General features: G+C 37.7%; 9 protein-coding genes. 2 read left to right on the top strand and 7 right to left on the bottom strand.

The genetic code is table 11. The features are described from left to right. Positions 1-337, top strand: a 337-nt coding sequence (locus BM141_RS19395) for a transposase (RefSeq protein ID WP_143090840.1), incomplete at its 5' end; no start/stop codon positions are given. A 124-nt stretch (positions 338-461) separates the two neighbouring features. Here the strand turns inward: BM141_RS19395 and BM141_RS19390 are convergent. The 7 genes from BM141_RS19390 to BM141_RS19360 all read right to left on the bottom strand — a co-directional run bounded on the left by BM141_RS19390 (position 462) and on the right by BM141_RS19360 (position 8,883). Beyond that, positions 462-1,694 (bottom strand): serpin family protein, encoded by a 1,233-nt coding sequence (locus BM141_RS19390; RefSeq protein WP_091549123.1) that lies wholly within the window; start codon positions 1,692-1,694, stop codon positions 462-464. A 317-nt stretch (positions 1,695-2,011) separates the two neighbouring features. After that, entirely contained in the window at positions 2,012-3,490 is a 1,479-nt protein-coding gene (proS, locus tag BM141_RS19385) for a proline--tRNA ligase (RefSeq protein WP_091549122.1), read from the bottom strand. Positions 3,491-3,645: 155 nt separating this feature from the next. Then, positions 3,646-4,581 (bottom strand): lytic transglycosylase domain-containing protein, encoded by a 936-nt coding sequence (locus tag BM141_RS19380; protein WP_091549121.1) that lies wholly within the window; start codon positions 4,579-4,581, stop codon positions 3,646-3,648. 2 nt (positions 4,582-4,583) lie between these two features. Beyond that, positions 4,584-5,309, bottom strand: a complete 726-nt coding sequence (locus BM141_RS19375) for an LOG family protein (protein WP_091549120.1) — start codon at positions 5,307-5,309, stop codon at positions 4,584-4,586. Positions 5,310-5,470: 161 nt separating this feature from the next. After that, positions 5,471-6,325, bottom strand: coding sequence for a sterol desaturase family protein (locus BM141_RS19370; protein WP_091549119.1), 855 nt, complete (start codon positions 6,323-6,325; stop codon positions 5,471-5,473). Between the two features lie 121 nt (positions 6,326-6,446). Next, the gene (locus tag BM141_RS19365; RefSeq protein ID WP_143091005.1) at positions 6,447-8,231 is read right to left on the bottom strand and encodes a tetratricopeptide repeat protein; all 1,785 of its coding nucleotides are present in this window, start codon (positions 8,229-8,231) and stop codon (positions 6,447-6,449) included. Between the two features lie 16 nt (positions 8,232-8,247). Beyond that, positions 8,248-8,883, bottom strand: coding sequence for a rhomboid family intramembrane serine protease (locus tag BM141_RS19360; RefSeq protein ID WP_091549117.1), 636 nt, complete (start codon positions 8,881-8,883; stop codon positions 8,248-8,250). A gap of 370 nt (positions 8,884-9,253) precedes the next feature. Here BM141_RS19360 and BM141_RS19355 point away from each other — a divergent pair, with 370 nt between their 5' ends. Then, entirely contained in the window at positions 9,254-12,703 is a 3,450-nt protein-coding gene (locus BM141_RS19355; RefSeq protein WP_091549116.1) for a CHAT domain-containing protein, read from the top strand. Positions 12,704-12,712: the final 9 nt, after the last annotated feature.

Genomic DNA, 12,712 nt, shown 5'->3' with positions numbered 1-12,712 from the left:
AGATAAGGGTTATATTACTGCACTAAAAGAAGAATTTGCAGAAAGAAACTTGCACTTAATCACTAAGTTAAGAGCTAATATGAAGAAAAATCAAGTATTAACAGAACCACAAGCCTATTATTTAAGGCATAGAGGATTGATAGAAACTGCTTTCGATGTACTTAAAAATCAACTAAATATAGAACATTCAAGGCACAGAAGCCCTAAAAATTTTCTTATTAATTTGCTGGCAGGCTTAATTGCTTATACATTTTTGGAAAAAACACCAAACATAAAAGCATATCCACAAAAATTAGAGGACAAACAAATTGTATTTATTCAAGAAAATGTAAAATAATTCACGTGGATAGTATTCAATAAGATAATTCTTGTATGGTGGGTAGAAAGATAGGGGCTAACTTTGAAAGTCAGCCCTACTTCCTTCTAAGGATAAATACTTTACGAAAAAAACCTGTATCACCTTAGGGATTGGTGATTTTGCCCATAAACAAAATAGTATTGCTTTGTTTTTCACTTAGTATCATAAGGAAAGGACGGTCAAAAATGATAGTAGGCGGTGTATTGGGATTTACTGATGTTACTCCTACCCCGATAGACGTTACCCCTGCGGCTTCTGTACCTTTTTCGTCTATTTGCAAGAAAGTTTTATGTTTTACAGAATTGACATAGAGCCTTCCCTGCTTTGAAATTTTAGTTAAGTTTGCTTGGTTAGAAAATGCCTCTTTGATTCCCATGCTTTGTAAAACGTTGTTTAAAGCGATGTCGTATTCTAAAGTAAATTTAGGCAAGCCCACATTTACTTTCCTTGTACTTGTGAGGCTGTTTTGCAAGTTTTTCCACTCGGCTTCGGTAAAGCTATTGATGAAACTGGTCAGACTCTGGTCGGCAGAAGGCAAAATAAGGGTAAGATTAAAGTTGCCTTTGCTGTAAGGAAGGACTACTGCGGTGTAGTTACTGCGTTGATTATACGCAAGTTCTGCTTGCATATTCATCATTTGGACTTTCTTGGTGCTTGTATTTGACAGATTAAACAACCATTCTTGTGTTGCTTCTGTGGAGAATTGGTATTTCCAATCTCCTTTGAAATAGACTGCATTGATGAGGAACATCACATCGTCAGGGTTGATTTGCTCAATGATTTTGGGGATTCTGTTCTGAGTTTTGGCATTTACCCAGTTATTAATGACATTTTTGACAGTAGGGTCATCAAAGTTGAGTGGTGTTGCCTCTGCTAAAAAAGCATTTTGCAAAGTGCTGATGAAAGATGATTCCACAGGGAAAGTGTTTCTATACCAAATAGAATTAGCAATGTTGAGATTGACTTTCGCATCTGCTTTGGGTAGATTAGTAAGCAATGAGGCATAAAAGCGATTAGCTTGCTCAATGTCCATGCCACCTAAACCTAAAACCTTGTTAATTTCTTGGGCAGTAGTGCCGTCTGCACCATTGAGCAACATACCAAGTGCAATGTGTACGCTGAGAGGCGAGATAAAAATATTGTCCTCAGCAGGCTCGCTTGCATTGGTGGTTTTGAGCAAGTTAAAAGCGAAATCATCTGTAGCCTCTGTAAAACTTTTAGGAACATCTCCGATATTAGGTAAATCCTCGCTTGTATCGTTAATAGTTGGAGAGGAGCAGGCAAAAATGAATAAGAATAAGAAAATGAGAATGTTATTTTTCAGATGTTTTTTCATAGTATGCGCTTTTTTCTTGCCAATACGAAGCGAGGCAAGGTGTGGGTTGCAATCGCTCTGCTAAATTTTGTTATAGAAAAAACTCTTATTGTCCAAAAAAGAGTTTTTCTATTTGATTTTCCATAGACTACTTTTTTATTCTTAGCTGGTTAATTCATCTAAGTTGTTACTGACTATTGACGGAACACGGATAATACTTATTTTATGGATAAATCACAGATTTTTGAGTGATTCATCAGTGAAAATCTGTAAAATCCGTGTTCTAAAATTATTACATAAGAAATAAGTAAACACGCTAATATAGGCTTTTTAATTCATCAGTAAGCTCTCGCAAAAAGCACCTGCTGGGCAGAAGGCTTGCCTGTAACGATGCAATTACCTGCAACTTTCTCAGCATCAAGTGGGATACAGCGTATAGTAGCTTTGGTTTCTTCTTTGATTTTCTCCTCTGTTTCCGAAGTCCCGTCCCAATGTGCTTTTACAAAACCTCCTTTGTTTTCCAATACTTCCTTGAACTCCTCGTAGGTTTTTACCTCTGTGATATGCTCGTTGCGGAAAGCTAAGGCTCTTTGGTAGATATTGGTATGAATATCAGCTAACAATTTAATGATTTCCTCAGTGAGTCCATCTAAGCCAATAGACTGCTTAGTTTTTGTATCTCGTCTTGCTACTTCTGCCACATTGTTTTCCAAATCTCTTTCCCCAATCGCAATCCTCACAGGTACGCCTTTGAGTTCCCACTCCGCAAACTTGAACCCGGGGCGTTGGGTATCTCTGTTGTCATATTTTACGCTAATGCCTTGTTTCTGAAGATTTTGTTTGATTTCTGCTACTTTGGCATCTATTTTTTGCAAACCCTCCTCGCTCTTATAAATAGGAACAATCACCACTTGGATAGGAGCAAGATTAGGAGGTAATATCAAACCATCATCGTCAGAGTGAGCCATGACCAATGCCCCCATAAGGCGCGTACTTACGCCCCAAGAAGTTCCCCAAACGTATTCTAATTGATTATTTCTATCTGTAAACCTTACATCAAAGGCTTTGGCAAAATTTTGCCCTAAAAAATGCGAAGTTCCTGCTTGCAAAGCCTTGCCGTCCTGCATCAATGCCTCTATACAGTAGGTGTCCACTGCTCCTGCAAATCGTTCATTCTCAGTTTTTACTCCTTTGATGACGGGTAGAGCCATGAAGTTTTCTACAAAGTTGGCATATACATCTAAAATCAGTTTAGTTTCTGCTACGGCTTCCTCAGCAGTGGCGTGTGCAGTATGCCCTTCTTGCCACAAAAATTCCGCAGTACGCAAAAATAGACGTGTACGCATCTCCCAACGCACCACATTTGCCCACTGATTGATGAGCAAAGGCAAGTCGCGATAAGATTGAATCCAATTTTTGTAGGTATTCCAAATCACTGCCTCAGAAGTAGGACGGACTATGAGTTCTTCTTCTAACTTCGCCTCTGGGTCGACCATGAGTTTGCCCTTTTTGTCAGGGTTGGTTTTGAGGCGATAGTGAGTAACCACTGCACATTCTTTGGCAAAGCCCTCAGCGTGTCCTTCTTCTAATTCTAAAAAACTTTTCGGTACAAACAAGGGAAAGTAGGCGTTGGTATGTCCTGTATCCTTGAACATTTTGTCTAAGGTTTGTTGCATTTTTTCCCAAATAGAGTAGCCGTAAGGCTTGATGACCATACAACCCCTAACCGCAGAATTTTCTGCCAAATCTGCTCTTTTGACTAACTCATTGTACCATTCGGAATAATTTTCACTTCTTGAAGGTAGTGCTTTGCTCATGATTCTTGATTATTTCTTGGTTTATCTTAAAAATCTTGCAAAGTTAGTAGGAAATAGAAATAAAGAAAGAGGAAAAGGTAAGGATTTTGGAGTTTTGTATAGATTACCTGTAAAATATAGGAGTATCAAAGATTAAGAAATATAATTTTGCCGAATCACTGCAAAGGCAAGCATATCTCCCATTTCCTTGTCGTATCTTTGACAGTGAGGCGGTCAGCAAGTAGCCATTCATTGTAATTTTTTAGCGTCTTATAGCTTACTCCCTGCTCTTTGGCAAAAGCTAACAAGTCAGGAATAGTTTTTCCCACTTTGATTATTCTCATTTGGACAGTGTCCTTGCTATTTTTTAACTCAAATCGATATTTTTGTGGGTTTTGTATAATCTCTTTCAAAGCCAATATTTTGAAAACAAAGCGATTGGCTTCTTTGCTGAGTAGGAGGTGGTAGTAATTATTTACTTTTTGTATAGCTATTGCCTGCTCTATTTCCCCATTGCCTATGCCAAAATCTACCGCTACCAAAGTCCAACTGCCTAATTTTTGGTAGGCATTTTTCAGGTGTTGGCAGACTGCTTGGGTGGATTTAGCAAGATGCAAACGCTCATCTACTTCCTCATTGACTACCAAACCGTGTTGTAAGGCTACTTCTTTGGTCAGTTGCCAAAAGCCTGATGCTCCAGAGGGCGACACGGTGTTATCTAAGCTACTTTCAATGACTGCTAAGTATTTGAAATCCTCTGGAATACCTGCCTCTTTAAGGATAGGCTCTATGGTAGGAAAACATTTTTGGGCTTTGTGCAAAATCAGCAAAGTATTGGCGTGCATATACGCATTGACCATTAGCTCAAAATCCAACTTTTCCTTGACCTCTACAAGGGACACAGGTACTTCTTCTCCACAAAAATCCAGTTGTTCGGGTAAACCTGAGTAAGCACTGACCATGAGGCGTTTGCGTCGTTCATCTATCGGTTGGAGAGTAGTAGCCTCCTTATGCACCTCTTTCCAGACCGATTGAATTTTCTCGTGCAACAAGTAAATGACGATAGCAATGGCTATCATGGTCAGTGTAGCAAAATAGACTTGTTTTGCCATATTTAGAAATTGGGCGCAAGTAGGTACTTAGAATAAAAGTCGTCTATGACTTGCACGGCTTCTTCTGGGGTGTCGACCATATTAATCAAGTCCAAGTCCTCTGGGCTGATATTTCGTTCTTGCTTCAATACTACATCTTCTATCCAATGGATTAGTCCCTGCCAATAAGACTTACCTACTAAAACTATGGGGAATCTGCCAATTTTGTTAGTTTGAATCAGCGTATAGGCTTCAAAAAGTTCATCTAACGTGCCTAAACCACCTGGCATAACGATAAATCCTTGTGAAAACTTGACAAACATTACTTTTCGGACAAAAAAGTAATCAAAGTTGATGAGTTTATCGCGGTCTATATAAATATTGTTAAACTGCTCAAAAGGAAGTTGGATATTAAGCCCTACGGAAGTACCACCTTGCTCAAAAGCCCCTTTGTTTCCTGCTTCCATGATGCCTGGTCCGCCGCCCGTGATTACACCATAGCCATGCCTTACTAACTTGCGGGCTATTTCCTCTGCTGTCTTGTAATAAGGATTGTCAGGTTTGGTGCGTGCAGAGCCAAAAATACTCACGCAAGGTCCTATGCGTGCCATTTTTTCCAATCCTTCTACAAACTCAGCCATGACCTTAAAAATCATCCAAGAGTTCACACTTTTGATTTCATGCCAATCGCGCTGGCGAAAGGCTTGTCTTATTTTCTCCTCGCTAATCTCTTTATCTGTTTGAATCATAAGTTATTGGTTATGTGCTTATAAATGCAACTGCTTTGTTTTTAAAAATAGATATTACGTTTAGAATGACGTACTTTAAAAACATAAGTTACATAAGTTTGACATTTTTCCCACGAATTTTACATTTTTATTAAGTTTCCTGAGCCTAATATCTCAAGCTACTAAGCTATTTTTTCTTCTTCTACAAACTTTGCTCCTACGGGGGGACGATACTCTTGGAATGGGATTTTTAACAAGTTGTCAATAGGTTCGTTTTCTTCTGGTTTAAAGTGCGTATCAATCCCATATACTAAGGCTTTGGTGTCTTCCACATAAGCAAAAGTGCCAAAAATTCTGTCCCATATCGAGAATATATTGCCGTAGTTGGTGTCTGTAAGTGGGAGAGTGTAGTGGTGATGTACTTTGTGCATATTGGGGGACACGATTACCCAACTGATAGCAGTATCTAACCATTTGGGGAAAGAAAAATTGGCATGGTTAAACTGCGAAAACAAAGCAGAAGCACTTTGATAAAGCATGACTAACCACATAGGGGCTCCCGTAATCAGTACAGCAATGACGGTAAAGACTGCACGAAATACACTTTCACCAGGATGGTGGCGATTTGCCGTAGTAGTATCTACGTGAGTATCTGTATGGTGAACCAAGTGAAATTTCCACATCCAGCGTACTCTGTGTTCCAACCAATGTATGAAATATGCTCCGACCAAATCCAAGACTAATAAACCGACTATCATGAACACCCACAAGGGCATTTCTACCAAATGCAACAAGCCGAACTTGTTGGCTACCGCCCAATCACTGCTGACCAATATTAAAGAGGCAAAAGCAAAATTGATGACTACGGTAGTGATAGTAAAAAATATATTTGTCCATGCGTGTTTCCAACGATTGTAGTTCTTAGGGAACAGGGGGATAATGCCTTCTACTATCCAAAAAAACACAAGCCCACCTACAAGGATAGCGGCACGATATTGACTTGGGATATTTTCAAAAAAGTGAATCAAATTTTCCATATTTACTTAGTAATTTTTATTTGACAAATAAATAGTTAAACGAAGTTTGAGATGCTAAGAAAAACTTAGATAAAAATAACCAAAAGTTTGCTTTAAAGTTGTTCAAGGATACAATTTTTTTCTATTGACTTGCTTTTTGCTTAGCTTGCCTCAAGGTTTGTATCTGGCTATTAGCCATCGCATTGCTTGGTTCTATTTGTAGAACAGTACGATAGTCCCGCTCAGCCTCCTCATATCTTGCTAGATTCAGCAGACAGTAGGCACGATTCAAATAAGCAGGCACATTGGCAGGATTTACTGCAATAAGTGAAGAAAAATCGTTGATAGCCTGCTCATACATTTTTAAATTCATCAGGCAAGTCCCTCTATTAAAAATCGTTTCTATGCGATTTTGAGGGGTTAGCTCCAAAGCAAGTGCGTGGCTATAGTCATTGATAGCTTCTTGATAGCGTCCTAACTGAAAATAAGCAAAAGCACGTCCCAAATAGGCTTGTTCGTACTTTATGTCTTTGCCTAAGGCTTGATTGAATTTTTCTATAGCTTCGATAAATTGCTTTTTTTCCATCAGGGCATCTCCTGTATTTTTCAGGGCTATCTTGTTGGCATCTATGTCGTTAGGGTTTTTTTTTGCCATGTCTGCAAAAAATACTACATTGTTTTGCCAAACTTTACACCTCTCAAAAGATAAAAAGCCCAAGATAGCCAAGTACGCCAACGTTCCTATCCATAAGTAGTCGGTGAACTTGACTTTTTGCAGATGCACTACTACAATAAAAAACAAACCATTGTAAGCCAAGTAGTTAAACCTTTCGTAAGCAATAGCAGTATTTACACTAAAAATTTGTAGAAAGATAAAAATATTGAAAAAATAAAATAAAACTCCAAAAATAACCACCTTATTGTTTCTAAATTTCCAATACAGTAAAATAGCTAAGCCCAACAAAATCAAGGGTATAATATAAAAAATAATAGGATACCAGCCCTCTACCTTGATAGGATACTCGTAAAAATTGCTTAACCTGAAAGGAAAGAAAAATTTGGTCAGGTAAAGCCCAATTTGGTAGCAAGAAAATAGTATTTTTTCCCAAAAATCGTAGTCTTGTGTTTTGGCAGAAACTTTTGTGCCTACATTGATGAGCAAGTACAAGCCCCCTAACAAGCTAATAATGAAATAAGGGATTTTTTCCCAAAGAAGCAGAAATTGTATTTTTCTATCTTTTAGATAATCAATAAGTAAAAGTAAGATAGGCAAAAAAATCGCTTGAGGTTTAGCAAGCAGTGAAAGTAAAAAGAAAAGCAAAGAAAGCCAGTATTTTTTATCTGCTAAGCGAAGTGTTTGCTGAGCGGTAGCTTGCTGATAATGATAAATCGCCAGCAAAGCAAAAAAGGTATAAAGTAAGTCCTTGCGTTCGGTAGCCCAGGCTACTGATTCTACGTTCATCGGGTGAATCCCGAAAAGCAAGGCGACAAAAAAAGCAGTATAGTTGATTGTTTTGTGGCTTATAATTGCTGGCGGTGGATTGTTAGGCTTTGTTTTTTTGCTATCATTTGTTGGTGTAATAATTTTTAAAAATAGATTGCTCATTGTCAAATGCTTGACAAACAGATAAATCAGAAATACATTGACAAGATGGAGCAGTAGATTATTTAGATGGTAAGGGAAGGGATTTAGCCCAAAAAAATAATGCTCTACCTGAAAAGAGAGCAAAGTCAGTGGCACGCTGAATCCGTTGATTTTATAGGTAAAAATTTCGCCTAAGTTGGAGAAAGGCGTTTTCTTAATTACCTCATTTTTAGTAATATATATCTCATCGTCCCAATTGACAAATTCATTTTGCAAGGCGGGGGACATTACCACCAAAACAATCGCTAACAAAACTATTAGCCAATAAAGTTCTTTTTTCATTATTTCTTTTAGAGCATTAAAAAGTAAACTTCCACGCCGCAATTTTTTCAAAAAAATCTACTAAGGCAACAGGCTCTACCGCTACGGCAAAGAAAAAACCAAAAAGCGCACCGTACAAGTGAGCGGAATGATTGATATTATCTTCGCTGCCTTTGGAGTAGAAATAGGAATAAATCACATACACCGCACCTATGATAAAACCGGGAATTTTGATAACTCCATAAATATAAATAGGGTTGAGCGGTTCGTACAAGATAGTAGCAAATAGCACAGCGGCTACCCCACCTGAGGCTCCCAGAGAATTGTAATGAGGTAAGTTTTTGTATTGGAAGTAAGTAGGAATATCAGAAACAACAATGCCTGCCAAGTACAAGGCAACCATGTAAATCCCACCTACTAACAAACCATGCTTATAAGCAAAGTAGCTTTCTATCCAACGAGCAAAGAAAAAGAAAGTAATCATATTGAAAATCAGATGCACATACCCGTTATGGATAAAGCCTGAACTGATAAAGCGATAATATTCTTTCCTCTTGGCTACTCTGTAAGGGTTCATTATCAACTTATTAGAAAGCGTTTCGTTAGAGAAAGCCATATAGCTGATAATGACAGTAACTGCAATAAAAAAAGACGTAATAGGGAAGTCTAACATAATGGATTGATTTAAAATTGATTGATGCTTACATGAAAGTTATTCTACCATGCAAGTTACAAATAAAACACTTCAATACGATGTTTTTACCCTTCTAAGTAATTTTTTTCAGATATGCTCGGCTTGGTTAATATCAGCAATCTTAAAAAAGTCCAATCATTGTCATTAATCAGTGATAAATTTATCAAAACTTTTCTGCAAGGACAAAGTTTGCTTCACTTTAATTTGTTTTTGTCCTTGATTATTAGTAATATTGTGCTTTACTTATTTTGAGCCTGCAAGATGAAAAAATCAAAAACATTCTCCCTGTACTAAAAAAAATTATACTATCAAAAACTTAGATAAATACAATTTTTAAAACAATAAAAAGATGAAAACGCTGTACTACTTTTTGCTTTCCTGTTGGTTGATAATGCTTGTAAATGTCGCTTTGGCACAGCAAAAGGAACAACTCCCTCCAAAGTTGCAAAGAGCCTTTAATCAGTATTATGTAGGGCAAAGATTGCAAAAGCAAAATTTTTTAGATTCTGCATCTAAGTTTTACAGCAAGGCTTTACCCGTTTTTGAAAGTTATAAAAGATACTACTACCAACTCCAATGTTTGAGCTTACTAAGTGAAAATCATTTTTTTACAGAAAAATATACCCAGTCAGAAATTTTTGCAGATAGCTTGCTCAATGTAGTAGCAAGAAAAAAATTCCTTAAAAATAGGAGTGGATTGAGAAGTGTAGCAATAGAAAAATCAGCAGATGTGTTGTCCATCAAATCAAGAATAACTTATCAGAAAAGAGATTTTGAAAATGGTGTACTTTTTTCGCAAGAGGCAATCAATCATTTACTAAGCCCCAAAAATAAGAATTGGAAAAAAGTAAGTGAGAACTACCTGCACATCTCAAAGCTGCATCATGCCTTAGGACACTACGACAGAGCGATAGGTAGCTTAGACACTACTCTTGATTTATACGTACAATACCAAGCTGAGAATCTAAAGGCTATTTTTCAAATCTCTAAGTTGCTTGCAGAGAACTACATAGAAGTTGGCAATACAGTCCAAGCACAAGAACACATAGCCCAAGCAATGGGGATTTTTGAAAAAATAGATGATAAGAACGACGACTTATTTACTCAAAATTATCCTCTCGCATGGCAAACTTATCTTTTTGGACAAATCCAAGATTATAAAGGGAACTACGACTCTGCCTTGTTTTTGCATAAACAAGCCTTGAACGAATACTTAGCAAAACCACAAAGTAGTGTAGAGTTTACTGCCTTAGCTTACCTAAACATAGGCATCGCTTATCAAAAGAAAGGCTTGTATTACAGAGCCTTAGAATACGAGCAGAAAGCCTTACAAGTCTTAGCAGATGTAAGCAGAGAGTTCCAACTCACAGAAGCGAAAATCTTTGACCACTTAGGGTTGGTTTATGCACTCATGGGTGATATAGACCAGGCGATTTACTATCAAGAAAAATCTCTGCAAATCAGAGAGGAAAAACTCTCTGCTAATCACCCCGAGAAGGCATGGGGGGCTTTGCACTTAGGCGAAACCTATTTCCTCCGCAAAATGTACGCTAAAGCAGAAAAATATTACCTTCAGGCACTCTATATTTGCGAAGATGCCCTACAGCCTACTCACCCTCTTTTTGCCGCTATCTACAATAGTATCGGTGTATTGGCACAGGCTCAGAAAAGAGGAGAGTTTGCTTCTGCACACTTCAAAAAAGCCTTAGATATTTACGAAAAAACATTGCATCAGCCTCAGCACCCTGCCATTGCTAAGATTTATGACAACCTAAGTTTGCTTTTTGAGCAGGAAAAAAAGTACATAGAGGCAATGGAGTACTCGCTCAAGTCTTTGGGAATTTATGAAACTGTTTTGGGTTTGAAGCACCCTGCACTCGGCGAAGGTTACTACCACTTGGGCTTGATTAGCGAGCAGTTGCAAAAGCCCAAGGAAGCCTTAAATTACTATCAGAAAGCAGTAAATGCAATTGTTCCAGACTTTGAAAGCAAAGATTTATATGCCTTGCCATCGCTTAAAAATGTATTAGCAGACAATCTTTTGTTAGAAATCCTATCCAATAAAGCAAACTTGATTCAGAAACAAGCAAAAAATGACAGTAACTTGCTTATCAAGGCTTTGCAAACGTACAGCCTTTGTGCGGAACTGATTGATAAAATGAGAAACGGCTACAAGGCAGAAGGTTCTAAACTTTTTCTTTCGCAGCACAGTATCCCGCTTTACGAGGCAGGCATAGAGCTTTCTCTGAAGATTTATGAGCTTACCCAAGATACCAAATACTATGCAGAGGCTTTTGCTTTTTCTGAGAAAAGTAAGGCAGGTGTGTTGCGTGCTGCCATAGCAGATAGCAAAGCAAAAAGAGTAGCAGGCATTCCCGATAGCCTTATTGATTACGAGCAACAGCTCAGGGCAGATTTATCCCTCTTGGACAAGGCATTTTTCAAAGAGCAGGAAAAAAAGGAACTTGCTGACCACGAAAAAGTAGTAAAACTGAGAAATCAGATTTTTGAGCAAAAAGCCAAGTATGACAAACTCATAGATTTCTTGGAAAATGCTTATCCTGAATACTATATGCTTAAATATGAAACCTACAAGGTAGATATTCAGCAGGTCATAGAAAAACTTTTAAAACACAGAAAAGATAAGTTTACCTTAGTAGAATATTTTGTAGGCAACGAACACATCTACATTTTCACAGCTTCTGAGCAGGGTTACAGGATTCGTAAAATGCCTAAAAATCAGAACTTTGAAGCTACTTTAAGAGGTTTTAGAGCAAGCATTATTTACAAAGTCCCAGAAAAAATCTATGAGTACAGCACCTTGCTTTACAAGCAGTTATTCCAACCTGCTGAGTCTCAAATCATTTCTAATAATGTACTCATTATTCCTGATGCTACGCTTGGCAATATTCCTTTTGAGGCACTCATTAGCGACCAGAACAAGGAAAAAGCCATGGAATATCTTGAAAAAGCGGAGTTTCATAAGTTACCTTATTTGATAAAAAAATACAAAATTTCTTATGCCTATTCTTCTATTTTGCTCTTAGAGGACAAGGAAAATACAGGTATTGCCGAGAATGACTATTTGGGCTTTGCTCCTGTGTTTACGGATAGTTTGGAAAGAGGAGATATTTTTGCCCAAAGAACCCTCTCTGATGAGGATTCTACAGTCATAGACATAGAAATTCCCAGAGATATTTTCATGGAAGGAAGATTTATTTCTGCTCTACCGGGAACAGAACAGGAAGTAAAAAATATTGCTACTTTTTTTGATAAACAAAAAAGAAAGTCATTGATTTTCACTAAAAAAGAAGCCAAAGAGGAAATCATTAAATCCAATATTTTAGGAAATTACAAATATTTACACTTTGCTACACATGGCTTTGTAAGCATGGAAGAACCTAACTTTTCAGGTTTATTACTTTTCCCCCAGCCCAACTCCAAAGAAGACGGTGTACTTTATGCCAATGAAATCTATGCACTCAAACTCAACGCTGACTTAGTAGTGCTAAGTGCTTGTGAAACAGGGATTGGCAAGGTAATCAGGGGTGAGGGCGTAATAGGTCTTTCGCGAAGTTTCCTTTTTGCAGGAGCTAAAAATATCGTAGTTTCCCTTTGGAAAGTAGCCGACCAATCAACTGCTAACTTAATGACGCAGTTTTATAAGCGGATGTTGAAAGACAAAAAGCTGAACAAGTCTGATGCTTTGCACCAAGCCAAGTTAGACCTTATTAAGACCAAGCATCACGCTATGCCGTACTACTGGGCTTCCTTCGTATTAGTAGGCAATAAGTTGTAAGACGTTTTA

Source organism: Thermoflexibacter ruber (assembly GCF_900113045.1).
GTDB classification, from domain to species: Bacteria; Bacteroidota; Bacteroidia; order Cytophagales; family Thermoflexibacteraceae; genus Thermoflexibacter; species Thermoflexibacter ruber.
The sequence above is the reverse complement of the archived record's forward strand: the minus strand, read 5'-3'. Positions and strand labels throughout refer to the sequence as shown.